At 45.3% G+C, this 26,244-nt stretch carries 19 protein-coding genes and 2 pseudogenes; 17 read left to right on the top strand and 4 right to left on the bottom strand.

Annotated elements, in window-relative coordinates; all coding sequences use genetic code 11:
- The first annotated feature begins 42 nt into the window (after positions 1–42).
- From AC0YNT_RS15985 to AC0YNT_RS15955, 7 genes are all read left to right on the top strand, one after another.
- The gene (locus AC0YNT_RS15985) at positions 43–3,768 is read left to right on the top strand and encodes a discoidin domain-containing protein (RefSeq protein WP_475805507.1); all 3,726 of its coding nucleotides are present in this window, start codon (positions 43–45) and stop codon (positions 3,766–3,768) included.
- Positions 3,769–3,876: 108 nt separating this feature from the next.
- Positions 3,877–5,583 carry an extracellular solute-binding protein gene (locus AC0YNT_RS15980; RefSeq protein WP_475805506.1) on the top strand — a complete coding sequence of 569 codons (1,707 nt, stop codon included), beginning with the start codon at positions 3,877–3,879 and terminating at the stop codon, positions 5,581–5,583.
- An 86-nt stretch (positions 5,584–5,669) separates the two neighbouring features.
- On the top strand, positions 5,670–6,569 hold the full coding sequence (locus AC0YNT_RS15975) for an ABC transporter permease (protein ID WP_475805505.1): 900 nt from the start codon (positions 5,670–5,672) through the stop codon (positions 6,567–6,569).
- A gap of 21 nt (positions 6,570–6,590) precedes the next feature.
- The gene (locus AC0YNT_RS15970; protein ID WP_475805504.1) at positions 6,591–7,472 is read left to right on the top strand and encodes a carbohydrate ABC transporter permease; all 882 of its coding nucleotides are present in this window, start codon (positions 6,591–6,593) and stop codon (positions 7,470–7,472) included.
- Between the two features lie 22 nt (positions 7,473–7,494).
- Positions 7,495–8,553, top strand: a complete 1,059-nt coding sequence (locus tag AC0YNT_RS15965) for a glycoside hydrolase family protein (protein ID WP_475805503.1) — start codon at positions 7,495–7,497, stop codon at positions 8,551–8,553.
- A complete protein-coding gene (locus tag AC0YNT_RS15960) occupies positions 8,543–10,675 on the top strand; it encodes a GH92 family glycosyl hydrolase (RefSeq protein ID WP_475805502.1) in 2,133 nt (710 codons plus the stop codon). Before AC0YNT_RS15965 ends, AC0YNT_RS15960 begins: the two co-directional genes overlap by 11 nt.
- A gap of 143 nt (positions 10,676–10,818) precedes the next feature.
- The gene (locus tag AC0YNT_RS15955; protein WP_475805719.1) at positions 10,819–12,960 is read left to right on the top strand and encodes a galactose-binding domain-containing protein; all 2,142 of its coding nucleotides are present in this window, start codon (positions 10,819–10,821) and stop codon (positions 12,958–12,960) included.
- A gap of 47 nt (positions 12,961–13,007) precedes the next feature.
- Here AC0YNT_RS15955 and AC0YNT_RS15950 read toward each other — a convergent pair whose 3' ends face one another.
- Entirely contained in the window at positions 13,008–14,633 is a 1,626-nt protein-coding gene (locus AC0YNT_RS15950) for a response regulator transcription factor (protein WP_475805501.1), read from the bottom strand.
- Entirely contained in the window at positions 14,608–16,362 is a 1,755-nt protein-coding gene (locus AC0YNT_RS15945; protein ID WP_475805500.1) for a sensor histidine kinase, read from the bottom strand. Before AC0YNT_RS15945 ends, AC0YNT_RS15950 begins: the two co-directional genes overlap by 26 nt.
- Before the next feature lie 233 nt (positions 16,363–16,595).
- On the opposite strand from AC0YNT_RS15945, the gene AC0YNT_RS15940 reads away from it, so the two are divergent.
- The 3 genes from AC0YNT_RS15940 (at position 16,596) to AC0YNT_RS15930 (ending at position 18,973) form a co-directional block, all read left to right on the top strand.
- Entirely contained in the window at positions 16,596–17,060 is a 465-nt protein-coding gene (locus AC0YNT_RS15940) for a hypothetical protein (RefSeq protein WP_475805499.1), read from the top strand.
- 222 nt (positions 17,061–17,282) lie between these two features.
- Entirely contained in the window at positions 17,283–17,888 is a 606-nt protein-coding gene (locus tag AC0YNT_RS15935; RefSeq protein ID WP_475805498.1) for a hypothetical protein, read from the top strand.
- Positions 17,889–18,055: 167 nt separating this feature from the next.
- On the top strand, positions 18,056–18,973 hold the full coding sequence (locus tag AC0YNT_RS15930) for a tyrosine-type recombinase/integrase (protein ID WP_475805497.1): 918 nt from the start codon (positions 18,056–18,058) through the stop codon (positions 18,971–18,973).
- On the opposite strand, the gene AC0YNT_RS15925 is transcribed toward AC0YNT_RS15930, so the two are convergent.
- Positions 18,970–19,608 carry a cysteine hydrolase family protein gene (locus AC0YNT_RS15925; protein WP_475805496.1) on the bottom strand — a complete coding sequence of 213 codons (639 nt, stop codon included), beginning with the start codon at positions 19,606–19,608 and terminating at the stop codon, positions 18,970–18,972. The genes AC0YNT_RS15930 and AC0YNT_RS15925 overlap by 4 nt on opposite strands.
- A gap of 270 nt (positions 19,609–19,878) precedes the next feature.
- Here AC0YNT_RS15925 and AC0YNT_RS15920 point away from each other — a divergent pair, with 270 nt between their 5' ends.
- The 3 genes and pseudogenes from AC0YNT_RS15920 (at position 19,879) to AC0YNT_RS15910 (ending at position 21,119) form a co-directional block, all read left to right on the top strand.
- Positions 19,879–20,070 (top strand): hypothetical protein, encoded by a 192-nt coding sequence (locus AC0YNT_RS15920; RefSeq protein ID WP_475805495.1) that lies wholly within the window; start codon positions 19,879–19,881, stop codon positions 20,068–20,070.
- Positions 20,043–20,243, top strand: a pseudogene (locus AC0YNT_RS15915) (helix-turn-helix domain-containing protein); the annotation flags it as partial. The gene AC0YNT_RS15920 and the pseudogene AC0YNT_RS15915, both read left to right, overlap by 28 nt.
- Positions 20,244–20,324: 81 nt before the next feature.
- Positions 20,325–21,119 (top strand): SDR family NAD(P)-dependent oxidoreductase, encoded by a 795-nt coding sequence (locus AC0YNT_RS15910; protein ID WP_475805494.1) that lies wholly within the window; start codon positions 20,325–20,327, stop codon positions 21,117–21,119.
- Positions 21,120–21,197: 78 nt separating this feature from the next.
- Here AC0YNT_RS15910 and AC0YNT_RS15905 read toward each other — a convergent pair whose 3' ends face one another.
- Positions 21,198–21,452, bottom strand: a complete 255-nt coding sequence (locus AC0YNT_RS15905) for a hypothetical protein (RefSeq protein WP_475805493.1) — start codon at positions 21,450–21,452, stop codon at positions 21,198–21,200.
- Positions 21,453–21,670: 218 nt separating this feature from the next.
- On the opposite strand from AC0YNT_RS15905, the gene AC0YNT_RS15900 reads away from it, so the two are divergent.
- From AC0YNT_RS15900 to AC0YNT_RS15885, 4 genes and pseudogenes are all read left to right on the top strand, one after another.
- On the top strand, positions 21,671–22,147 hold the full coding sequence (locus tag AC0YNT_RS15900) for a hypothetical protein (protein ID WP_475805492.1): 477 nt from the start codon (positions 21,671–21,673) through the stop codon (positions 22,145–22,147).
- Between the two features lie 163 nt (positions 22,148–22,310).
- Entirely contained in the window at positions 22,311–22,802 is a 492-nt protein-coding gene (locus tag AC0YNT_RS15895) for a hypothetical protein (RefSeq protein ID WP_475805491.1), read from the top strand.
- 1 nt (position 22,803) lies between these two features.
- Positions 22,804–23,385 carry a hypothetical protein gene (locus tag AC0YNT_RS15890; RefSeq protein ID WP_475805490.1) on the top strand — a complete coding sequence of 194 codons (582 nt, stop codon included), beginning with the start codon at positions 22,804–22,806 and terminating at the stop codon, positions 23,383–23,385.
- 298 nt (positions 23,386–23,683) lie between these two features.
- Positions 23,684–25,963 (top strand): annotated as a pseudogene (locus AC0YNT_RS15885) (fibronectin type III domain-containing protein); the annotation flags it as partial.
- Positions 25,964–26,244 lie beyond the last annotated feature (281 nt).

Here is a 26,244-nt window from a genome sequence, read left to right as displayed (position 1 = left end):
ATTGTCGATAATATACCAATTAGAATGGAGGGTCTAATAGCAATGAAAAGACTACGTAACTGGTTATCGCTAGTGTTGATTTTGGGGCTTCTTGTAAACTGCATACCCGTTCAGACAGCGAACGCTGCGGAGGAGCAGGCTGTAACGCTGTCAGCCTCGTATACTTATCATGGAGATCGATTAAGTGATGTGAATGACGGAATCGTTTCTTACGACGATACGCCGAAGAATCGCTGGACTTCCTACGAATCTCCCAATGCTGAGGATTGGGTCCAGTTCGAATATGCCAGTGCCAGCTCGAAGAACGTCGCTGGTATCTACTTATTTGACGATGGCGGGGGGATTAAGGCACCTAGCTCATATGACATTCAATACTGGAACGACACAGATTGGGTAAGCGTGCCAAATCAAGTGAAAGCGCCTTCAGAACCAGTCGGCAACGAGCTTAATTTTGTTACATTCGACTCGGTGACTTCAACGAAATTTAGGGTTGTGTTCACGCATTCCGGATCAAAAAGCGGCGCCTCGGAGATCGCATTCGTTGACTCCAACACCGAACCTGTTCCTGGTGCAAGCGTATCGCCGCTTGGGATTACATCAGCCTCTTATACTTTCCGGCTTGATCAGGTTAGCCAAGTGAACGACGGTATTGTGTCTTACACTAGTACCCCTGCGAATCGATGGACCTCTTACGAATCGCCTAACGAAGCAGATTGGGTGCAAACAAACTTTGGCGAGACGAAGCGGAAGGACGCAGTTGGTATTTATCTGTATGGCGATGGGGGAGGGATAAAAGCTCCAGCCTCGTATGATGTACAGTACCTTAACACAAGCAACGTTTGGGTGAGTGCAGACAATCAGGTGAAATCGCCAGTAGATCCGACCGCCAACTCCTTGAACTTGGTCAGGTTCGATCCGGTGAACGCTCAGAAATTCCGTATCTTATTCACGCATAGCGATGCCAAGACTGGTGTTACGGAAATTTTATACGTCGATTCTCTTACACAGTCACTGCCGACGGAGACCAATTCTGTCGTAGCGACAGCATCCTATTCGAATAATGGGGATTCACCAGATTATGTCGTTGATAACATCATCTCTTATAATGATTTCCCACGTAACCGCTGGACATCGTACGGATCCCCTAACTTGACGGATTGGGTTCAGGCGGAATACGAACACGAGATATCCAAAAATATGGCTGGGATCTATCTCTATGATGATGGGGGAGGAGTCAAGACACCTTCCGACTACGATGTCCAATATTGGAATGGAACCGATTGGCTCAGCGTTCCGAATCAAGTCAAGACACCAGCCGAACCGGCAGGCGGGGCTATGAATTTAGTTTCCTTCGATACGGTGATCTCTGAACGTTATCGCGTTGTATTCACGCATCAAGCGGACGCCAAAACAGGGGTGACTGAAATCATGTTCGTCGACACGAACAAAGATCCGATTCCGGTAGAACCGCCAGTAGTTGAGGTAGAACCAACCATTGAGATCCTATCCCCAGCAATCGGATCATCTGTGTCAGGCTCGGTTAAGATCGATTTCAAAGCACCAGGCATGAAAAATGTTTGGGCTAGAGTTTGGCATCAACCGGATGAAGATCATCCTGATCCTAACGGTTATGATGCTTGGCTTCAGAATACAGCGCCTAATGAAGAGGGCCTCGGATCCATTACAATTAATGCGGATCAATTACCGCATGGCCCGCTTACTGTAATTTTGAATGCCTGGAACTCAGCGGAGGGAGACCCGAACTTCACAGAATCAATGACGAGTTATTTGCAGCTTTATAACGATGGTGGAATCCATTGGAACAGCGGAATCCCAGCAGCGCCGCCGCAGACAAATGGCATGCATGTCCTGTTCGAGGACGATTTCTCCGGTCCATTGTCGATCTCCAAGACAGGTGTCGGCACTACGTATGCTTCCCTTAAGCCAGATTGGCCGAACGGGGCGGAATTTGGGGAAGCGATATTCGCCGATCCAACTGATCAGGTAAATCCGTTCTCCATCCTAGGTGACGATCATTTGAGAATTAGAGTAAGTAAAGCACCGGATGGCTACGTTGATCCGCAAGGTTGGAACCGCAAATATATCGGAGGCTTGTTGTCATCTGTTCGGCTTGATGGAACAGGTATAGCGGCTACCAATGGTTACTTCGAGGCGAGAATTCAGATGCCTGCGGGTAAAGGGGCGTGGCCTGCATTCTGGTTAATGTCTCAGAACAGCACAGGTGCGGATCACTTGTCCTCTACAGCAGAGCTCGACACCGTTGAAGCTTACGGTCATGATCCTAGCGGGGCATGCCAAGCCAAGCATTGGTGGGTCGGCAATCCGGAATCTCACCAAACCAATTGTTCCTCTGACAATTTCGCATACGGTGATAACGCCTCAACCTGGCACACCTATGGAACCAAAATTACGCCAACGGAAGTTATCTATTATATCGATAACGTTGAAGTATGGCGTCATGCGTCTTTCGAGCAGGCGAACACGCCGATGTACTTTATGCTTAATCTCGCACTTGGCGGAGGATGGCCAATTGATCTTGCCAAATACGGGGATCAGATTGATATGTATGTCGATTATGTACGGGTATACGAGCCGGACACTACAACGTCTACTCCTACGCCAAATCCCGGACCAACATCTACTTCAAAGCTGGATCTTAAGGTCGAAGGAGACACCGTTGTCGTCAATCTTGATACTTCCATCGATTCTAGTACGGGGCATGGAACATTAACACTAAACGCCGAAGCTTGGAAACAAGTTAAGGAACTAGCATTAGCAAAAGGGATTCATAAAATTGTTCTAGAAACGCCTGCTGGAGCAAAAACTGTAACTGCTTATACCTTAAATCTGCCGTCAGCTGCACTAAGTGACACGACTGATCTATTCATTGAAGTAAGAACCCCCCTGGCATCGGTATGGCTGCCTGCCAACATGTTGGCTAACCAAACCTTGTCTGCGGACAATGTTTCAATTCAACTGAGCAGCCGCGATGCCGATACCTTAAGTGATGATGTGAAGCAGAAGGTTGGTGAGCATCCAGTACTTGAGCTTACGGCAATGGCTGGCGGGCAAACGATCAATTGGAATAATCCGAAAGCACCTGTTACCATCCGTATTCCTTATCAACCTAAAGCAGAAGAAAAGCTTAATCCCGAGCATATCGTCGTTTGGTACATCGACGAGTCCGGTAATATCATTGCTGTTCCAAATGGTCATTATGATTCCGAGACCCAATCGGTCGTCTTTACAGTTACTCATTTCAGCACGTATGCAGCAGCTTATCTGCATAAAACATTCGAGGATAGTAGTTCTTCAGGATCGGCTAAGAAGGCAATAGAAGTACTAGCGTCTAAAGGAATTATTAAAGGAACTTCAGAGAACCGATTCAGCCCGGGCAAAACGATCAGCAGAGCGGACTTCGTCCTGTTACTATCACGGATCTTAGACTGGCAGGCTCTAACAGGCAGCTCGTTCACTGATGTACCCGTCAATGCTTATTACAGCGACGCGTTACGAAGTGCAAGAGCACTGGGTGTAATCAAAGGCAGCGGAAATAATCAATTCAAGCCAAATGATTCAATTACTAGTGAAGAAATGATCGTGATTACGCAGAGGGCATTAGCAGCAGCGAAGATCAGCTTGCCTGCAATCGGCGCAAGCCAGCTCGAACAGCTCTCGCATATGCCGACACGAGCAGAGACCGCAGTACTGCTCTACCAGCTCTATTCTTTCCTGCAAAAAGGTTGAAATCAGTCGATCCGATGTAAACAACGGATGATAGGCTCAGCGCTAAACCTGTAATATCATTAAGCATATAAGGAACATTACCTATCACATATTAATGGGGGGCACAGTATGAACAAGAAGGTGCGAAACAGAAGTTTAGCTGCTTCATTCGCGATTTTACTAGCGGTTACAACCGCTTGCGGCAATGGCAATAATAACGGAAATAATGGCAACAACACAGAACCATCAGCGTCACCAGCTACAGAGACAGCATCTGCATCACCATCCGAGTCAACTGCTCCAACAATAGATCCAAATGCCAAATACGATCCGCCTATTGAAGTGACCGCCGTACGTTACACGGATCCTACTTACAAGTTCAAGGATGGAGACACGATTGAGAACAACGTATGGACGCGAGCTTACGAAGAAGAGCTAGGAATTAAGGTTAAGTACAATTGGATTGTCAATGGCGATCAATATGGACAGAAGATGAATTTGACTATCACTTCGGATTCATTGCCGGATATTTTCCAAGTTGATTCCTTACAATTCCGGCAGCTTGCTGAAGCGGGACAACTGGAGGATCTCACTCAAGTGGTTCAAGACTACGGCTCAGACCTGACGAAGGCGATGATTGACCGCGGAACAAATGCCAAATCAGCTGCAACTTATGACGGCAAGCTGCTCGCTATTCCACCGGCAGAAGACTATCTGGGCGGTGCACCGCTGTTGTTCGTTAGAACAGATTGGCTGAAGAAGCTGAACCTGCCAGAGCCAAAAACGATGGATGACTTTATTAAGGTTGCCGAAGCATTCACGACACAAGACCCTGATGGCAACGGCAAGAATGATACGTACGGATTGGCTGCTTCGAAGGATTTGTTCGGCGGTTACCCGGACTTCTCCGGCTTCATGAACGGCTTCCATGCTTATTCGAATATCTGGATCAAAGACGCTTCCGGCAAACTCGTTAACGGCAGCACACAGCCGGAGATGAAGAATGCGCTTGCCAAACTGCAAGAACTCTATAAAGCAGGAGTCATTGACAAGGAATTTGGTGTCAAGGATGGCGGCAAGGCAGCCGAGCTGCAAACAGCAGGCAAAATAGGAATGAACTTCGGAGCAATGTGGAATCCGCTGTGGCCGCTGCAAGATGGTGTCACGAAGGATCCAAATGCAGAGTGGGGAGTATTCCCAATCCCATCCGTAGACGGCACACCGGCTATGGCACAATCCAAAGCTGATTTCAATGCTTTCTGGGTAGTGAAGAAAGGTGCGGCACATCCGGAAGCCATCGTGAAGTTATTTAATCTCTATAATGAGAAAATCATTAGCGAAAAAGCCGAACCAGCTAAATTCCACAGTGCAGACGGAATCGAATTCTTTAAATATGCCCTTATGCAAGGCGGATTCGGTACACCGCAAGGCTTGCTCACTGTTCATAAGAATGTAGTCGCAGCGCTTCAATCTAACGATGCAGCTACACTGAATCCGGAAGAGAAGAGCTATTATGACAAGATTGTCCTGTTTAAAGGTGGAGACAGAACGAACTGGGGTACAAACAAAGTATTTGGAGAAGGCGGTTCATGGGCAGTCATTGGTGACAACTACGTGGATAAAAATCTCTTAATGAAGAGCGAATTCTTCGGAGCTCCTACCCCGGAAATGACGGCAAAACAAGCGATTTTGGATAAATTGATCCTGGAAACGTTCACTAAAATTATTCTAGGTGCTCCAATCTCCGATTTCGACAAGTTCGTCAGCGACTGGAATAAGCTTGGCGGCGAGAAGGTCACACAGGAAGTTAACGACTGGTACGCTAAGAAATCTTAATTGTCCTTCTTCATAAATGAATTCGGAAGGCCGGGACTCGCTTCCGGCCTTCCTGACTTTTCAAGGTAGAAAGGCGGTGTCCGTAAATGTTCAAGCCAAAGATGCGTCGCCAGCTGCCATTACATCTGATGGTAGCCCCATCGTTTATTCTAGTTCTCATATTCAGCTATGGTCCAATCGCAGGGCTCATGATCGCATTCCAGAAATTCTCGATTGTCAAAGGTATGTTCGGATCACCGTTTGTAGGTTGGGATAATTTCGATTATATGTTCAAGCTGCCGGAGATCTGGCAGGTCATTCGTAATACGGTACTCATCGCTGTAATGAAGATTGTAGCTGGCTTATTCGTCCCGATCCTCGTTGCGCTGCTTCTTAACGAACTGCGTAAGCAAGTATTCAAGAGATGGATACAAACGATTATCTATCTGCCTCATTTTCTTTCCTGGATCATTCTAGGCGGAGTATTGATTGATATTCTGTCGCCAACTTCCGGAATTGTGAACCAATTTCTCGGTTTGTTTGGGATCGAACCCATCTTCTTTCTCGGGAGCGTCCGCTGGTTCCCAGGTATTGTCGTCATCTCGGATGTGTGGAAGGAATTCGGATTTAGCACGATCGTTTATCTGGCAGCACTAGCCGGAATTAATCCTGCTCTGTATGAAGCAGCCGTAATTGACGGGGCAAATCGATGGAAACAGACGCTCTATATTACTCTTCCAGGCATGATCCCGATTATTATTCTTCTTGCAACCTTAAGCTTGGGTAATGTCCTGAACGCCGGATTCGATCAAATCTTTAACTTGTACAGTCCGGTTGTCTATGAAAGCGGAGATATTATTGACACTCTCGTATACAGGCTTGGACTAGAGCAAGCTCAGTTTAGTCTTGCAACAGCAGTTGGACTGATCAAATCGGTGGTCTCCATTATCTTGATCTCCGGATCCTATTACTTGGCTTATCGAGTAGCCAACTACAGAATTTTCTAATCGGGAGGGAGTGGGGAACAGATGAAGACAATGTCCGTGTCCGGTCGTATTTTTAATATAAGCAACTCCATCATTCTCATTTTGCTCGCTTTTCTGTGCTTGTTTCCTCTCATTAATATCCTCGCGGTATCGCTCAGCTCCAGTACAGCTGCAAGCGCGGGGGAGGTGACATTATGGCCGGTTGACTTCACATGGCAATCCTATCATTTTGTCATACAAAAGCCGGAGTTCTTGAGATCGCTCGGAATCAGTGTGGAACGGGTATTATTAGGCACAACACTCAATATGCTGCTGACGATTACACTCGCTTACCCGCTTTCGAAGGAGAGAGCGGCATTCTCTGGAAGACTGTTCTATGTATGGTTTTTCGTACTGACGATGTTAGTCAGCGGCGGGCTTATTCCGTGGTACATCGTCATCCAGAAGCTTCACTTGCTTGGAACAATCGGCGCACTTATTCTGCCTGGAGCGGTAAATGTATTTAACGCTGTTCTGCTGCTGAATTTCTATCGTGGCTTGCCCAAGGAAATAGAAGAAGCCGCTTTCGTAGATGGGGCCGGCCATTGGAAAATTCTATGGAGCATTTACGTCCCGTTGTCGATGCCTGCAATTGCAACTCTCATTCTCTTCTCCATGGTTGGACATTGGAATTCCTGGTTTGATGGTCTTATTCTAATGAACTCGCCGGAAAAATATCCTTTACAGAGCTATATGCAAACGGTTGTTATCAATCGGGATTTAAGTCTCGTATCGATGGCAGATGCCAACTCACTGGGGGATATTTCGGATCGTACGCTTAAAAGTGCGCAGATATTCTTGGCTGCTTTGCCTATCATTTGCGTATATCCGTTCCTGCAACGGTTCTTTATCAAAGGGGTTGTTGTAGGCAGTGTGAAGGATTAATGACCGAGGGAGGGAGTAGAGAATGATTAAGAGCAACTTAAAAAGATTCGAGCATCTGCGTACGGATTATAAACGAGCTGTTCCCGTTCTCCAAGGATCAGGAGAGAGTGGTGCCTATGATGCTTGGGCTGTAGACTGTCCTTTCGTATTCTATCATAATGAACAGTTTTACATGATGCATATTGGGTTCGACGGGTTAGGTTATCGAACGGCACTCGCTTCAAGTCATGATCTTGTGGAATGGAATCGTGTCGGAGTAATCCTGGATCGAGACGAGGATCCTTCGCGCTGGGATCATGTTGGTGCAGCTGGCTCATGGATTTTACTGGAGAGTAACGATCTATACGAACTGCCTCGATTAAAAAAAGTAGACAACAAATACTGGATGATCTATCACTCGTATCCGGAATACGGTTACGAGTCCGGCGGGGCCAAGATGGGACTCGCATGGTGCGAGGACGAGAGCTTGCTCGAATGGCATCGGCTGAGCGAGCCAATCCTCTCCTATGAGAATGGAGGTGAGTGGGAGAAGGCAGGTCTTTACAAATGCTGTTTCCTTGAATTCGAAGGGCGTTACTGGATGTTCTACAATGCCAAAGATAGACCTGAATGGCCATGGATTGAAGAGACAGGCATCGCCGTATCGGAAGATATGAGGAACTGGAAGAGGTTATCTGATGAACCAGCTTTAGTTACTGAGGCGAACACCTTCTACAGTCAATATATCAGCGACCCCTATATTCGATTCGATCGTCACACAGGCAGCTGGGTAAACTTCGGCTTCGGCTTTGACGGCAAGCACGCGCAAGGTTTGCTTTCTGTGTCGAATGATCTCGTTGAATGGACAACAATTTCCGAACCCTGGATCCAGAATGGAGAACCGGGACAGCTCGATGAGACACACGCACACAAATCCTCAGTTCTTTACTGGAAGGATCGCTTCTATCATTTCTATTGCGCCTGCAGACCTTCAAAAGCTGGTGATTCAGCCTCAATAATGGATAGCAATGGCGAATTCCGCTGTATTGCACTTGCAACAAGTTTGCCGCTAAATGAAAGGAGTGAAGCTCATGGGATATAAAGACCCCATTGATTATGTAAATCCCTATATCGGATCCATTGGTCATCTGCTGACCTCGACTTCTCCCATTGTGTCACTGCCGCATGGAATGGCTCAAGTTATTCCTGTGATGAGCCCTGGAGTGATGGATCGATACTTGGCGGACCGGATTCATGGATTCCGAGTAGGTTGCACCATTCTTATGCCTTATATCTTTGACAATCAGTCCGATTCAGCTTCCTACACATCGTCTTTCGATCATGACCTGGAGACAGCGACCCCTTACTTCTACTCGGTACTGCTGGAAGATTCCGAGATTCGTACGGATTATACGGCATTAAGCCATAGTGGGTTTTTCCGCATTGCTTATCAGAAAGGTACGGATGCCCGGATTCTCATTCAACTGCCGATGGAGTCAGAGATTGAGGTGCTTCATGAACAGGCAATCATTGGTCAAACGACGATAGACAATGTCCCTCATCAGGTTTATATAGAGATTTCGAGTCCGTTCACTGTGGCAGGTTCATGGACGAACGGAACAGCTTCCGGAGTAATCATAACCTTCAGTGATCTTGTCGAAGAAATGGTGATTGAGCTTAAGATAGGAATCTCTCATCTTGGAACCGATGAGGCGCGCAGCCATGTAGAGCTGGAGATAGGAAATAAAGGCTTCGATGTAGTGAAAGAAGAAGCGCGGACCATCTGGAACGAGGCTCTTGGCCGAATCGAAGCGGATGGAGGCTCGGAAGCACAACGAACGACTTTCTATACGGCGCTCTACCGATCGCTTCTTCCCATGATGAATATAACGGAAAATGGTCGGTATTTCAGCGGTTTCGATCATGCTGAACATGAAGCAGGGGAACATGAATACTATACCATGGACAATCTTTGGGACAGCTATCGCTGCTTGCATCCGTTGCAGCTTCTGCTTGAGCCAAGCAGACAGTCTGATATGATTACTTCCTACATACGTATGTTCGAGCAGAATGGCTGGCTGCCGCAATTTCCAGGTCTTCATGGTGATCGCCCTTATATGACGGGCAATCATGCAGCGGCCTTCTTCGCGGATACGTATCTCAAGGGAGAAACGAATTTCGATGTGGAGAAGGCCTATGAGGCGATTCGCCATAACGCAATGAAAGCTACGATGCTTCCGTGGACAGATAACAGCCCACTGACAGAGCTGGACCGTATTTATGCGGAAAAAGGTTTTTTTCCTGCATTAGCAAAAGATGAACTAGAATCGGTTCCGGAAGTTCATGGATTTGAGAGACGGCAAGCGGTATCTGTTACATTAGAGCACGCTTATGATGATTGGTGTGTTGCACAGTTAGCCAAAGAGTTGAATAGGGAAGAGGATTATGTGTACTTTATGAATCGAGCGGCCAATTACAAGAATCTGTTCGATGAACAGATTGGTTTTATGGCACCGAAGTCATCAGACGGCAACTGGGTGGAGGGTTATGATCCGAAGCGCGGCGGCGGGCAAGGGGGCCGAGACTTCTTCGCGGAATGTAACGCATGGATCTATACGTTCCATGTTCAGCATGATATTGAAGGACTAATCCGCCTATTCGGAGGCAGAGATGAATTTGAGCAGAAGCTGGATGCGTTGTTCGTCGAGCAATATAGCGGATCAAAGTATGAATTTCTGAATCAATTCCCTGACTCAACAGGGTTGATTGGACAATTCTGCATGGGTAATGAACCAGCTTTCCACATTCCATATCTGTACAATCATGCAGGCTCACCTTGGAAAACGCAGCGCAAAGTCCGGGAAATTATGAAGCTGTGGTTTAACGACGGGCCGCTTGGCATATGTGGGGATGAGGACCACGGTGCGATGTCAGCTTGGTACGTATTCTCGGCAATGGGCTTCTACCCGGTATGTCCTGGTAAGCCTGTCTATGAGATTGGCAGCCCGATCTTTAACGAAATCCGAATCCGGCAGGAGAACGGGCGCATCTTTACGATTCGAGCTGAAAATGTTTCAGATGTTAACAAATACATTCAATCCGCTGAATTAAACAGCCAACCTTATGAATATGCGTGGATTAATCACGAGGATATGGTAAGCGGAGGAACGCTAGTGCTGCATATGGGGCCAAGGCCTAACAAAAGCTGGGGTGCGATGAGTTAATCTCGTCTCACCCTTAGCTTTTGTTGTCTATAAGAGCAAGAAGTAGATATCGGTAGAGTAAAAGTTGTGTACGGATGATGTCGATAAGGTGCCGCTTCGATATAATACTCTTGCAACTAAAATGTGAGAGGAAGTGATGATTGATGTTAAGAAAGGAATTTTGGTTTAAAAAAGCCATGCTGCCGTTATTAATTGTAAGCGTATTCTCGGTACTTCTCTTGTCCAACTTCCAGGCTTATGCATTTGATACGACGGCAACCGTAACCGCATCTTACACGTATTTTATGGATCAGGCTGATGATGTGAACGACGGTGTAATGTCCTACGATGATACACCGCATAACCGTTGGACGGCCTATGAATCGCCTAACTCTACGGATTGGGTACAGACGGATTTTGGTTCAGCAGTGACAAGAAGCAGTGCAGACATCTATTTGTACGACGATGGGGGAGGCATCAAGGCGCCAAGCTCCTACAATGTGCAATATTGGAATGGCAGTGTATGGACAGATGCAACTAGCCAGTCGAAATCACCAGCTGCTCCTGCGGGCAACCAATTAAACAAAGTGACCTTTACATCTGTCACAGCTTCAAAGTTCAGAATCGTGTTCACCCATCAAAGTGGGTCAAAATCTGGTGTTACAGAAATCAGCTACGGCACGGATACTTCGACAGTCACACCGCCAACGACACCTTCAGGATCAGCCCTTGCAGGCACATCTTCTGCATCCTACACCTTTAGTGCAGATAACGCTGCTCATGTGAACGATGGGATCATCTCCTATAATGATTCTCCACGTAATCGATGGACCAGCTATCAGTCACCGAATTCCACCGATTGGCTGCAAATGGACCTCAGCGCAAGCTCTACTGTCGCACAAGCGGAAATTTACTTGTTCGATGACGGAGGAGGTGTCAAAGCACCAGCTTCCTATAATGTTCAGTACTGGAACGGGTCAATGTGGACGAATACCGATAATCAATCCAAATCGCCGACTGCTCCGACAGGTAATCAAGTCAATATAGTAACATTCACACCGGTAACGACTTCTAAGCTAAGAGTTGTATTCACTCCGAAGGCAGGTTCTTCTTCCGGTGTGACGGAGATCAAATATTTCGGTAGTGCAACTACCACACCGCCGGGTGGTGATTATCCTGAATACCAGCTTAGCGTTGTGTCGCCTTCCTATGGGGCATCTATTAATGGCGCAGTCACCATTAAGTTTTATTCTCCGGGAATGAAGAACGTATGGGCAAGATCCTGGCATCAACCGGATACCGCGAATCCAGGCGCTAATGGTTATGATTCCTGGTTTGCAAGAGTCACCCCTGATGCGAACGGATATGGCGAAGTGACGTTCCAGGCTAACCAATTCCCGCATGGACCGATTTCTGTCGTACTTAGTTCCTGGGATTCGGCTGAAGGCGACTCGAACTTTACTCATTCCGATAATTGTTATTTGCAACTATACAATGAGGGTGGAGTCACTTGGAAGCAAGGTATTCCTTCCGCGCCTTCTCAAGCATCTGGTATGAGCGTACTATTCCAGGATGACTTCACGGGTCAACTGTCTGCTTCCCGAACTGGGGCAGGGGCTACTTATGCAACATCCAAACCTGATGCACCTAACGGTACGGAATTCGGTGAGGCAATCTTTGCGGATTATGGCAGTGCTAACAATCCATTCGCTATATTAGGCAGCCAATATTTGCGTATTCGTGCGAGTAAAGCACCTGCAGGCACCGTAGACCCAATGGGCTGGAACCGTACTTACACCGGTGGCTTGCTGTCATCTGTACGTACGGATGGAACAGGTGTCGCGGCAACTTATGGCTACTTCGAAGCCAGGATCCTCATGCCGGCGGGCAAAGGTACTTGGCCAGCTTTCTGGCTGATGTCACAGAATAGTATCTCACAAGGTGTACCTTCGACAGCGGAGATCGATACGGTTGAAGCATACGGACAAGATCCAAGCGGGGCTTGCCAGGCGAAGCACTGGTGGTCGGGCAGTCCGGAAATACATGATACTCATTGTTCATCCTCCAACTTCGCCTTTGGCGACAACGCATCTACATGGCATATTTATGGCACCAAAATTACGCCAACCGATACGATCTATTACATTGATAACGTTGAAGTTTGGCGTCATGCGACATTTGAGCAAGCGAAAACACCTATGTACTTCATGCTTAACTTGGCACTCGGTGGTGGCTGGCCAATCGATCTGGCGAGATACAACAATCAGGTTGATATGTTCGTCGATTATGTCAGAGTGTTCCAATAGGCGAAAAAAACAGCCGTCGGCAACTAGCCGGCGGCATTTCATTACACTCATGAAGCGGAATCACGATATTCTTGAGGTGTTGCGTTCATTTCTCTTTTGAAGAATCTTCCGAATGAAGTGGCTGAGTCAAAGCCGACTTTCAGAGCGATCTCTTGAATTTTAAGCTTAGAAAATTTGAGCAGATCACGGGATTTAGACAGACGAAGCTCAGCAATATATTCGGAGATACCTTGGCCCGTTTGCTGCTTGAAAAGACGGGATAAGTAGGTTGGGTTGAGATAGACGGTTTCTGCGAGCCGGATGAGAGACAAGTCCTCGTCCAAGTGACCATCGATAAACGACTTCAGCTTCGCAACCAGTAGATGCGTTCCAGCCTCGCTCTCATGATTACGAAACTGAAGGATACGGCTGATGATGCTCCTTAAGTAGTCCAGTGCTTCTTCCCAAGTAGAATGGGCTTCCAAGGAGATCAGCTTCCTTGGCCAGTCATTTGGAAATTCATCTTTACGCGATTGCTGGTTAATAGCCGACAGAAGCATATAGGCGACACCGTTATACATTTCGTACAGGAAAGGGTGGTCTCCCGTGAGCTTACGTGAGAGTTCAGCGAGTTCATCGAAATCATGCAGCAGACGGTTCTCCATTGCCATCTCCGAAGTTAACAGCTGCTTCAGCCGGCTTTGCGCTTTAATAATTGTCTCGTTCATTATAGAGCTGCCGTTTGTGAAATTGCGGTTAACCACATCCGTGAGCAGCATCTCTGTGCGCTGACTGAAGCCATAAAACATCATTTGCTTCAGTTCCGAATACTTCAAATGCAACAGACTCCAATCAACTGGCTCAGCGCTCGCCACAAGTGATACGGGCAGCTTCAAATATTGCTTGCTTGCGGTTTGAATCGTCTCCAGCTGACCTATGACAAACCGAATCCATTGTGGGCTGCTGCTTTGCCATCGACCACCCGGAATAGGCTGGATGAAGGTGACCATGTCATTCGAATCGAGCATAACGCTAAAGGCCTGACAGCCCGACCATAGCTCTCCGGCAATATTTTGCAGTGCGTAATACATTAATGCTTTGTCGGAATCCGAATGGGAAGGACTCCAACTATCAATTCGAGAAAGCAGGAAAAGGGGAGATACCGATAGATCCATAGGGATTTGAAGCTCGTGCATTTTCTCTTGCTTAACAGTTGCAAGGCCATGAATTAATTGCTTCACATAATCTCTCTGCAGTGGGGCAAGTGATTGCTGCAGCTTGTCTTTGGCTTGATCGATTAATTGATTCATCTCGCCGGAACGCGACAGCTCGTCAATCGCTTTCTGGATAGCTTCCAGAATCGCTTCGTCACCGTCCATCTTAAGAACGTAATCGACTCCGCCATTTCGGAATGCTGTCTGAATGTAGTTGAAATCATCATAGCCGGACAAAAAGACGATCCTGCAGTGCGGCCACTGCTCGGAGATTCTTGCTTGCAGCTCAAGTCCATTCATTCCGGGCATCCGAATATCTAGCAGGGCAATATCCATCTTTATCATGCCTAGCAGCTTCAGCGCTTCTTCGGCCGAATGCACGCCGTATACGTCCAGCTCGAATGGCGCTTCTTCAGCAAGAAGCTGCTGCAATCCTCTGACAATAATAGGCTCATTATCTACGATCATGAGTCGAAGCATCGGTAGACTCCCCCTTATATGGAATCATAATGGTCAATCGCAAGCCCCCGGATGTCCCGCGATCCGCCCGTAATCCGGCTTCTTCACCGAAGTTGAGCCGAATGCGCATTTGAACATTTCGTAACCCTTCACTGTCCGACTTGTAGTCAGGATCTGTAAGCAAGGAAACCACATGATTCAATTTCTCGTCGCTCATCGTTCCGTTATCTTCAACCGAGATCTCTGCGTGATTATCGCAATCCTCGAACGAAATGATGACCAGCCCTTCTTCAATCTGATCTTCCAAACCATGCTGGTAGGCGTTCTCGACTAATGGCTGGAGGAATAGTTTAGGTACACTCAGCTGGCCTACTCGATCAGGGACAACTCCGAATTCGACGCGGACATGATCATCAAATCTTATGCCTTGGATAGCAGCGTAGGATCTGCAAAATTTAAGCTCTTGCTCGAGAGGGACGGAGTCCGCGTTCTTGGTTACGTACTTGAAGTATTCACCAAGATGCTTGGAGAAGGCGATTACTTTGTCATTCTCATTTAACTTGGCAAGTCGGTACAAATTGAAGAAGCTGTTGTATAGAAAATGCGGATTGATCTGTGATTGCAGCTGCTTAAGCTCAGCGACCTTGATTTGATATTGATGAACATAAGCCTCGTTTATGAGCTCCTGTAGTCTAGATACGGTTCGATTGTATTGCAGATATAAATAATTGAATTCATCTCTGGAACGGTAGTTCAGCTGGAAGGACAAATTGCCTTTCTCGAGCCCTTTGAATGCGCCAACCAGCCGCTTGAGCGGGGTATGGATGATCTGATACAGCATATAAGAGAAGAGAAGAATCAACAACGGGGCCGCGATACTAATTCCCCATAGCCAATACGAATATTGCTTCAGAGGACCGATGAAGCTGTTCTCATCAACGAATATCGCAAGAGTGAGACCTAATTTATTAGACTTTTCATAAAAGCCGTAATAAGTCGCGTTCTCATCTTTTATTATTTCATAGCCGCTCTTAACTCCATTCTCCAGCTGACCATGTATAAGAGATCTGACTTTCTCCCGATTGGAAGGAACATTGCCGCTTGTCTCGTTCCAAGTGAAATCATCACTTATAATCATGGCGCCACCGTTGCCATCAACGAGGAAGTCAGCTAATGAGTTCTTAATCGCGAGGCTGGACATCTCTAGTCCTAACGTGAATCCTTTGCCGACAGGAGGACTGTTAGGGTAGGGGAGATTCATCCATAAATGATTTTGGTAGATGAGAAAAGGAGATTCGAACGTATTGGCCATTTGATTCAAGGCAGCTGCTTCTTCCGCGTTCAAATCATTAAAGGATAAGGCTGATATTTTTCGATTAAGTGCAGGGATGTTTACAAATGCATCTTCCACGTAAGGGCTCATGTTTTTAAGGATAAGCAGCTTCTTCTGGATATCCTTAATTGACTTCGTATACTGTTCGCTTGACATGATGATCGAAGAGTAAGCGAGGTTAAAAATATCATCATCAAGCATATATTGCTCTTGAAGGGTCACGAGTGGACCAAAGTCGTCTTCAAGTGCATTCATATAATAATTTACCTTTGCCTGCATGGACCCGGTAATTTCATTTCGCACTAGCCGTTCGCTTCGAACGTTCATGAGAAGGCTGATCGTAACGAACGGAACAATAATGACAAGGAAAGTCAAAACAAGTTTGGGATAAAGAGTCAGTCGACGCAGGATGTTCACCGGACACCTACTTCTTTAGGAGAGTTTATCTTAAGTATAACTTGTAAGCGTATTCTTTCAATGTTGTTCTAGCATAAAGTTGAGAACTGCATATAAGAAGTTGAGAACGGATGATTTCATAACGTAGGGAGAAGTACCAGGAATCCAAAAAAATGTTTTACAAATATTGCAAAACATTATAAGGTAAGAAAGTTGGGTGAAGTCAGGTAACGATTTTAGCATTGGAGGGAATCATGATTGAAGTTTCAAAACATTCCGTAAAAAATCCTTCGGGGATCAAAATGATAATTTGTATGACAGTAGTACTTATGTATTGGCTATATCGTCTCATTGATTTATATCATGAAAAGGCAAGCGTTGCGAGACTTTCAAATCCAATAATTATGTTGCTGTTGTATCTAATTCCAACGGTATTGGTCTTGTATAAAACAACTAGGAAACCAACGGAGCTATCTATTCTTGATAGCAAAATACTTGTGAAAGGACGTACAATTCACGCAGAAGAAATTAAGGTCATCATGATTATGGGATATTTCAGTCCAACTATTGGGATAAAGCCTTATGGAAAGAAAATTGTCCCGTTAAGTTTGTGTTTCAGGTTTGCAGAGAATGAAGATAAGGGAAATATGGATATCGCAAATTGGGCAGAAATGAACAATGTGAAGATTGTCAATAAAGATTTTATGAGGTGGATATAAATTTGGTTACATAATAAGTGTTATGTTAACTGTAATGGATTACCAACGCAACTACAGTTAACAGTCATTTAAATGTGAGTGCGCTATCAGTGGAAAAAGGATGTTAAAGATCGTTTGTTTCAGTTACGATAATTAAGGGAAATCACAATGAAATGAAATACACCTAAGAAGCCTCTGACAAAACAAATGTCAGGGGCTTTTCTTCGAAAGGAGAAGAGCTAGATGGGCTCACGAATGATGCATTACTGTATCACAACTGAGATAAACAAACATTTCTATCAATCTAAAGAAATCAGAATTCATTTAGGGGGACTTGCTCCTGATTTAACACATTCCATTTATGCGCCGAAAGCACTTACCCATTTTGTACAAGTCAGCGAGGACGGAAGGAAGCGAACCGATTACAATCTGTTTATCCAAAAGTACAAGGAGTATTTTGATGATTCCTTTTACGTCGGTTATTTAAGCCATCTTGTTGCAGATTCCCTGTGGTATGACATGATCTATTTGAAACAAATAAAATACCTTCCAGAGAGCGAAAAGCAAAGTGCGATCGAAAAAGGCTATCGTGATTTTAGACGATTGAACAAGATGCTGTTAACTTATTATCCGTTAAACCCAACAGGGGAGATACCTCCAGTAGAGAACATCAAGATAGATGGCCTATATACAGAATATCTTCCGGTTATTGTGAAGCAGTTAAATGATGATTTTCAAGTTGAGCAGCCAACGGAACCGCTCGAGATATATAACTTGGAATATATGCTATCCTATCTACGATTATCGATTTCAGAAACCATTAAATTGCTAAATCCAATTCTTAGGTAGTCTGAATACTAAAGAAGGTTACAAAATAAATATTATGTAAACTAATAAACAGATCCAGCAGAAATAGGAGTTGGATCTGTTTTTATGCTATAATAAAGTGCGCAAAATCAGAGTTTTGCGCACTTTCATTTGAGATCGATTTTTTTATACATAAGGTGGGGATTGAGTTGAAGCGTCAGCATGAATTAGAGGAACATTATGGAAAAATGACTCAGGCCTTTCGTATTTGGATGAAGCAAGCCGGCTATACAGATACAACTCAGAAGGAATATATGAGAGAGGCATATGGCTATTTGGAATCGCTGGAGGGAGCGGAGGTAGAGCAAGCCGCGAAAATGCATGTTATTTCGTATCTTGTATCCAAACAGCGCGGAGCAGGAGATCGGGCAAGGAATCGGACATTATCGGCGATTCGATCTTTCTATACAGCATTGATTGATTTCGAGCTCGCCGTACGTAATCCAGCAATGGAAGTGAAGAAGTCAAAGACCGAGAAAAATAAGAAGCCGGTATATCTGGAAGAGGATGAGCTGGCGGCAAGTCTCGCTTTCATAGATGGGCGTTACCGAGCCCGCAATATCGCTATTTTCCTACTAATGAGTTATTGCGGTCTGCGGGTCGGTGAGGTACATCGGTTGAACCGGAGCGATTTCAATTCGGTAAGAGGGATAATCGAGGTGTTTGGTAAAGGGCGCAAATGGAATGAAATCCCTGTGCCGGAAGAGCTGGCGTCGGTGCTTACCGAAGTAGCTCAAGATCGTATTACCCCTTACAAGGAACAAGAGGATGCTTTATTTGTGTCGCAGAAAGGCAGAAGGCTATCGATCCGGCAAATTCAGAAAATCGCCAGTCAAACCTTTGAAGCATTCAAGAGTGAATATCCGAATGCCGCGAACAAGAAGCTTTCCTGCCATAAGCTGCGTCATACGTTTGCCACGATTTTGCTCAAAAACGGGGTCGATATCCGTGTCGTCAAGGAGCTGCTTGGTCATGCTTCTATCGAGACAACAATGATCTATACCCACGTTAATAACGAGCAGAAGAAGGAAGCGATGGCAACCATCCGACTTCCTATAAACATCTAGTCTTGGAGTTGTGGTGAACGCTTCGCTTGGTGCTGCCAGAAGGAAATCACATCTTTTGTATCAGCGGCCATCCCAAAATAAGTATCAATGGTCTTAATCGTCATGTCATGTTCTTCCTGCGAAAATGCAGCACAGGAATCTTTCAAGAAAACAATACGATAATCCATCATAAAACCGTCTCTCGCCGTTGATTCTACGCATAGATTGGTGCTCACACCTGTCATGACAAGGGTCTCAATCTTTAAGGTCTGAAGAACTGACTCCAGTCTTGTATGTATAAAACCACTATATCTATGTTTCTTAACAACTATATCGGTAGTGAGTGGGGCAACCCCGAAAAATTCAGCTCCCCAGCTTCCGGTATGACAAATCGGGTTGACCCCATCCTTGAAGCGAGATAGCCAAACTTCAGAATCGGTAGCCTTCTCATGATTGGTCTGCAGGAAAATAACAGGAATTTCATTCTCCCGAGCTGACTCTAATAAGGCCTGCAAATTCGGCATCATTTTATTGACAGCACTAACATCAATGCCGGTTTTGGCAATTGCACCTTCCGGATGGCAGTAGTCATTTTGAACGTCTACAACAATGACAGCCGTGTTCTTCTGGTCCAAATTCTGTTTCAACTTTTCCATGATTTTTCACCCTCATGTTTTTGACACTTATTTTTCCATATTGAGAAATAATTATTACAAGAATTCAGAATAAATAATGGGATTTTAATAGTTTTATAATATAAAAAGCTGGTGAGCCTTTAGAAGGGGGCACTAGCTTGCTCACTAATAGTTAACAAAATATATATTATGTTAACTATTATATATTTCCAACCTTATGATGATCCTCAGGCTCAATCGGATTACAAGTATTTTTATTGTATAATTAACGTTTAAAGGAGGTTTATATAGATGACATCACTTACCTCTGACACTGTCAAAATTCCGCAAGGGTTCTGGTCAGGTCTACAAGAATTAGGCTTTTCGGTTCAGGATATTATGGGTCAAGCGCAACTGCCGCACCATATTATTGAGGACGCAGCAGGAGTAACGAATGAGCAATATTTCGCCATCTGGAAGGGTCGAGCTTTAAGCAGCTATTAACGGTGGTCAAGCATGAGCGGGCATTGGCCTATTTGGCAGATCCTAAGCTTGAAATTAAAGAAGTGGCCTTTCTAACCGGATATGAGGATCAGAATTCTTTCTATCGCGCCTTCCGTTTATGGGAAGGAAGTACACCTTCAGCTTGGCGCGTTAAGCAAGAAGAATGTCGCTAGGGACTAGTTATCAAATGCCACTAAAAAGGTAGTATAGTCTGTATCCCGAACAAACAACAAGCGGTAGAGGAGACAGAGGATATGGATATGAACTTAATGAATAAAACGGCACTTGTGACAGGTTCCACGAGAGGGATTGGCAAAGCGATTGCGATCGAATTAGCTCGAGAGGGCGTACATGTACTCATTAATGGGCGTAACGCGGAAGAGGTAGAACGAACCGTAGAGGAAATTAAAAAACGATTTCCCACCACTTCACCACAGATTGCGACAGCCGATATTGCAGATAAGAACCAAAGGGAAGCCATATTTAAGAAGTTCCCTCAAGTAGATATTTTAGTGAACAATACGGGCATTTATGAAATTATGCAATATGAAGACGTGGATGATGAAGTATGGGAGAGATACTTCCATACGAATGTACTCGCTGGGAATGCATTAAGTCAATTTTATCTTCCCAAGATGCTAAACACCGATTATGGCCGTATACTTTTTATTGCGAGCGAAGAAGCACTCATGCCATCGGGTCAGATGCCGCAATATGCAATGACCAAATCGATGCTCTTATCCTTGTCCAAAAGCTTATCTAAATTAACGATTGGTACGGACGTAACGGTCAATTCAATTCTGCCAGGACCAACACTATCCGAAAACGTCTATCAAATCATAGACAGCATTTACCCAGAAGATAAATTAACTTTTGCGGAAAGAGAAAAGAAATTCATGGCTACAAACCTGCCTCAATCTGAAATCCAGCGGTTTATCAGACCAAGTGAGATCGGCAGATTGGTTGCGTTTGTCTGCAGTCCAGATGCTTCCGCATTTAAAGGTTCTCCAATCCGTATGGACGGCGGAATGGTGCCGACGATTTTCTAACATATATGAATAAAAAAGCAGCAGCCATAGGGTGAGAAAATATACCCTGGACTGCTGCTTTTTATTTGGTGTCTCATTCTACTGTTGAGGCGTCAACTTGTAAGCAACTTTTTCTTCGTCGCTTAGAGTGACAAAAGTTGTAGCACTGCGAAGGAAGGTTGTACCATCAGCAATACGGACGATATCATCGTTGTATGCAATGATAGGCAATGGTGGTCTCAATCTCATGCGATCCTGATAAACCATAATAGGTTCTTTTGCAGACATTACACTACGAATTTCAGCGTCCGTTTTCAACTCTCTTACAGTTGAGGACTGAGGTGTTTCAATCATATACAAACCTCCATCAATTTATTAAGGCAAACGGTAGCAACAGGTGAATCGTGCAGCAACTTGAGAAATCCAGCATTAGAGTTACTAGGATGCCCCAACTATGTAGGAATCATTCAATATAAGGAAATAGGGTACTACATAAGTTAGAACTTACAAACGGTTTCTCCGCGCAGTATGATGCAAGTAATTCAATACTGTGATAGGGAGGAGAACATCATATGCAAATTCCATTTAGTCAGCTTTTTATGAGAAAAATCATCAGTGCTTCAATAGCAAGCTTCTTATTCTCCATCATCTATGCATGGTTGGAGCCCGATCTCTTCGATGTGAAGAATATTCAATCCATCGGTGCCCACTTACACGAAGCAATAAGCGTAACTTGGGTATACTTGATGTATGCCGCACCAGCTATTTACATCTACGGAACAGCGACCTCTCTACTTAGTGATTGGATTGCACGTGCAGTAACTCATCGCCAATGGCTACGACTGATTATCACGACCTTATTGCATGGTATATTCGGGTTAATATTAATGTATATCAGCCTCTTAGCAGCCGTCATCTTCTTAATCTCCGATACTCTCATTGCATTAATTCGAAAAAAACCACTCACCAAAGAAATCACTCTTACAAGTCTAATTCTACCTCTTGCCTTATGGATTGCGACCCTTATTTATAGCAATATTACGGGATAAAGTCAACCTCGCCGAATAGGAGATAGGAGGAGCTGGCCATGAGGCGGCTCTTTTTTCTGTTTGTGGCTGAGTTAATTTATCCCGCAACCTTTCTAATGAAACGACGTCTTATTAAATGGTGTAAGGGAAAATAAGGAAAACAAAAGTGAGGTTACACATAAATATGATTCGAATTAATCGTTTTTTCATGATAGTAAGAAGAACACTTCTCGTCATCCTACTCCTCATTCTGCTGCCGTATTATATCCAGGATTGGCTGTCGGACAGTAGTAGGGGAATCAATGATCCGATAAAAGAAGTGAGTTCAGATGGCGAGTACACGAAAATGAAGATTGGCAAGACGATGAAAATTGACGAAAGTACATTTACTGTTGATGAAGTCTACGTAACATCGGAGCACATTCTACTGACTTATACTTATCATTCCAATCAAAAGGTTTCATGGTCTTTTCCCTCGATGACCCTTAAGCTTGAGACTTCTGATGGTCAAGATTTAGAAAGTCATAGTTCTGGTTCAAATGGTACCAGCTGGGGGGAACGAGGATATATCTGGTTCGATGTACCTGAGCAACCAGTTGAGTCAGCAACGATAATATACGATCATTACGATCGGCATTTCACCTTAGAGATCCCTCTGATGAAGGGAGGGGAGTAACATGAAGAAACACACGATATTTACGACGATAGAATGGATTTTGGTTGTTTTCTTACTTTGGTTATTTATCCATGCTAACTTCTTACCTATTGGAAGTCGTACCCCTGAAAAGGCACATCAACTCTCGGAGCAAGGCTTTCATTATGGCCCATCGAATGTTGTTCGTAAGGTCACCGTCCCTTTTGATATGGATCAAGTCATCTTCCTCGGAACTTACAAAGACTGGTTCTCGGCAGACACTGTTGAAAAGAAAAGGGGAGGATGGTTCCCAGGTGGCGGTGTAGCTGGTAATAAAATTGATCGCAGCAAAGGGTTCTCCTATAGCTGGGAAGGCGTCAATTCTAAGAGCAGTTCTTTTATGACCTATAAAATTTTTGGATATGTGACCGATGAAGAAATTACCCGAATTGGACTAACCATGAAGGAAAAAGATAAGGACAATCTGACGACAATAACTCAAGATATAAAGAGTGATAGAATGTTTTTATTTATTTTCAAAGGTGATTTCAAAGGCAATCCGATGAGATCGCTTAGAGGTTTGGATCAAGCTGGCAAGGTTCGTTATGAGGAACAGCTCAATTAATAGAATCAGCTTATCTCGTATTTATCAAAGCGTGTTCGTTCGCCACAGGCGTTCGAATGCGCTTTTTGTTATTTTTAGGGTATAAAAGGAGTCGAAAAGTATGGTATCACTTGTTTATGGGGTGATAATCTTTGCTTTATTAGGTTGTGATAACCGCCCTGATCGAAGAGAATGGGAACCACAACCGTTGAAGGGAGGTTAATCGTTCAATCACTAGCGAAGCAGCTTAGATAGGCATCCCAGAACCCAGCCACCAATGCATTCACGCCACCCAATCGAGAAGGAGAAGTGAACATTCATGCGCAGTACGGGAATGATAAACAAACCGCTATTTATCCTCTTCATGAGCTTTATACTGGCACTTGGAAGCATGCCGCTTGCGAACCGTTCGGTTGCGGCTGCAACGGCATTCAGCAATGTCTCTATGAATACCTCGACACCAGCCTTGTACGACAAATTGGAAATATCCTTTAACTTAAGCACCACATATACAAACCCCTTCAATCCGGATGAGGTCAATGTAACCGCGACATTCACGACGCCTTCGGGAGCAGTGGAGTCCGTACCGGGCTTCTATAAGTCGGACTCTTCGCCCAAATGGGCTGTCCGTTATTCCCCACGCCAGGCAGGTGTACATAGTGTTGTGCTGAGCGTCACTGACGCAAGCGGAACTGGGACATCTTCTTCGTACACCTTTACAGCAGGTGGGGCAGGCAACAATCGCGGCTTCATGACAGCACAAGGTGATCGATTTGTGGACAGCTACGGCTCCCAGCTTACACTGCTCGGAACAAACTTCGCTTGGAATAATACATCGGACTCGACAGCAGTCACGACTGAGATTCCTAATTTGCTGCCAGCTAAAATGAATTTCCTCCGTGTCTGGTATTCATGCTGGTGGAGCAGCTTTGCGGCAGAGTGGGGACCAATCACAGCTAATGAAGCTGGATTGTCAATCAACTATGCCGGTATTGGCAAGTATCAACTGGATAATCAGGCTCGTATGGATCAAATGCTCGACACTGCGGCAGCGAATAATGTGTATATCATGCTGACCATGAACAGCTTTGGCGATATGTATTACCAATGGAATGTTAATGCCTATAACCAAGCGAACGGAGGACCGTCCACTTACTCGGAGAACAACGCCGACTTCTGGACCAATCCAACAGCGATCTCGTATCAGAAAAAACTGCTCCGGTATATGTTCGCCCGCTTCGGCTATAGCCGAGCACTTGGCATGCTGGAGTACTGGAATGAGTCCGACAACCGCGTAGATACTACGCCTGCAATCCGTGCCAGCTGGCATGCGACCATGGATAACTACTGGAAGAGCTTAGACTTCTACCATCACCCGACAACGACAAGCTTCGCCTGGAAGGACCATGCCGGTTCTGGGCAGCAATCATGGGAGACGCTCACAACACTGAGCGCTACGAACGTCCATCGTTACGATTCCAGCGCAGGAGTTGTAGACGCTTGGGAAGAGCAGATTGATAACCTGCATACCCTTGCGCCAGGCAAACCAGCTTTTATCGGGGAAGTCGGCAAAGCGGATACGGATCAAACGACGGATCCGACGATAGACGAATACATGCATAACTCACTTTGGGGTCCAATATTCCGAGCAGGAGCAGCAGGCGGCAGTTTGTGGTGGATATTTGAAAGCGGTTTCGCACTGCCGTCCAATTTCAAAGCAATCTATACGCAGCTCGCGAACTTCATCCAGCCAGAGGAAGACCATTTGATCAACATGCCGTTCGTGGACTACGGTCTGCAGTCGAACAGCACGAAGATTGGTGGTTTTAAGAACAATTCCCGCGCGTACCTCTGGATTAATGATACACAGGCTAATCACACGGTAACGAATCCAAGAACGGTAAGTGGTATGAGCTTTACCATTCCAATGCCGAACAATTACTACAACGTTTCTTACTACAATACGTATACAGGCACATATGGTACAACCAGCAGCGTTCAAGCGACAGGCGGCAATCTTGTATTAAACAACGTACCATCCTTTAGCCGTGATATTGCGGTAAAGATCGAATGTGAAGGGTGTAATGCACCGGATACGACAGCACCATCAGCACCAACGAACCTGACTTCACCTTCGAAGACAGATACGACAGTGAATCTGTCATGGTCGCCTTCTACGGACAATGTTCGTGTTACGGATTATGATGTTTATCGGGGTTCAACAAAGATCGGTTCTACTGGAGGCGCGACAACGTATACAGCGACTGGTCTAACAGCAAACACGGCTTACAGCTTTACGGTAAAAGCGAAAGACAATGCTGGCAACGTATCCTCGGCGAGCAGCACACTTAACGTGACGACCAATCCGCCGGATACAACAGCTCCATCGGCACCTGCAGGATTGACATCACCGTCCAAACTGGACATTTCAGTGAATCTCTCTTGGACAGCATCGACAGACAATGTCGGTGTAACTGCCTATGATATTTACCGGAATGGCAATATAGCGGGTACGGTTAGCGGTACATCAACAACGTATACAGATACTGGTCTGACACCGCTCACTACTTATAACTACTATGTGAAAGCAAGGGATGCGCGTAACAATACATCCTCCGCAAGCGGCACGATTAGTGTAACGACTCTTGCACCAATTCCAGTCAACAAGCTGCAGAACCCAAGCTTCGATACGAGTAACAGCAACAACAAGCCGGATCAATGGACCTGCGAAAATGATTATTTCTGCTCTCGTGACACTTCAGTTAAGCGCAGCGGCACGGCTTCGATGAAGATGTCAGGTGATACGGGACCATGGCTTGGCTTCTATCAGGATGCTGCAGCAACAGCAGGTACAGCCTATACTTTCGATGGCTACTATAA

Source organism: Paenibacillus sp. J22R56 (assembly GCF_056269375.1).
Note: the sequence above shows the minus strand (reverse complement) of the source record. Positions and strands in the feature narration are given on the sequence as shown.

Excerpts from the sequence above, each read along its gene's own strand:
- AC0YNT_RS15985 (WP_475805507.1), top strand. The coding sequence starts at position 43 with ATGAAAAGACTACGTAACTGGTTATCGCTAGTGTTGATTTTGGGGCTT.
- AC0YNT_RS15980 (WP_475805506.1), top strand. The coding sequence starts at position 3,877 with ATGAACAAGAAGGTGCGAAACAGAAGTTTAGCTGCTTCATTCGCGATT.
- AC0YNT_RS15975 (WP_475805505.1), top strand. The coding sequence starts at position 5,670 with ATGTTCAAGCCAAAGATGCGTCGCCAGCTGCCATTACATCTGATGGTA.
- AC0YNT_RS15970 (WP_475805504.1), top strand. The coding sequence starts at position 6,591 with ATGAAGACAATGTCCGTGTCCGGTCGTATTTTTAATATAAGCAACTCC.
- AC0YNT_RS15965 (WP_475805503.1), top strand. The coding sequence starts at position 7,495 with ATGATTAAGAGCAACTTAAAAAGATTCGAGCATCTGCGTACGGATTAT.
- AC0YNT_RS15960 (WP_475805502.1), top strand. The coding sequence starts at position 8,543 with ATGGGATATAAAGACCCCATTGATTATGTAAATCCCTATATCGGATCC.
- AC0YNT_RS15955 (WP_475805719.1), top strand. The coding sequence starts at position 10,819 with ATGTTAAGAAAGGAATTTTGGTTTAAAAAAGCCATGCTGCCGTTATTA.
- AC0YNT_RS15950 (WP_475805501.1), bottom strand. The coding sequence starts at position 14,633 with ATGCTTCGACTCATGATCGTAGATAATGAGCCTATTATTGTCAGAGGA.
- AC0YNT_RS15940 (WP_475805499.1), top strand. The coding sequence starts at position 16,596 with ATGATTGAAGTTTCAAAACATTCCGTAAAAAATCCTTCGGGGATCAAA.
- AC0YNT_RS15935 (WP_475805498.1), top strand. The coding sequence starts at position 17,283 with ATGGGCTCACGAATGATGCATTACTGTATCACAACTGAGATAAACAAA.
- AC0YNT_RS15925 (WP_475805496.1), bottom strand. The coding sequence starts at position 19,608 with ATGGAAAAGTTGAAACAGAATTTGGACCAGAAGAACACGGCTGTCATT.
- AC0YNT_RS15920 (WP_475805495.1), top strand. The coding sequence starts at position 19,879 with ATGACATCACTTACCTCTGACACTGTCAAAATTCCGCAAGGGTTCTGG.
- AC0YNT_RS15910 (WP_475805494.1), top strand. The coding sequence starts at position 20,325 with ATGGATATGAACTTAATGAATAAAACGGCACTTGTGACAGGTTCCACG.
- AC0YNT_RS15905 (WP_475805493.1), bottom strand. The coding sequence starts at position 21,452 with ATGATTGAAACACCTCAGTCCTCAACTGTAAGAGAGTTGAAAACGGAC.
- AC0YNT_RS15900 (WP_475805492.1), top strand. The coding sequence starts at position 21,671 with ATGCAAATTCCATTTAGTCAGCTTTTTATGAGAAAAATCATCAGTGCT.
- AC0YNT_RS15895 (WP_475805491.1), top strand. The coding sequence starts at position 22,311 with ATGATTCGAATTAATCGTTTTTTCATGATAGTAAGAAGAACACTTCTC.
- AC0YNT_RS15890 (WP_475805490.1), top strand. The coding sequence starts at position 22,804 with ATGAAGAAACACACGATATTTACGACGATAGAATGGATTTTGGTTGTT.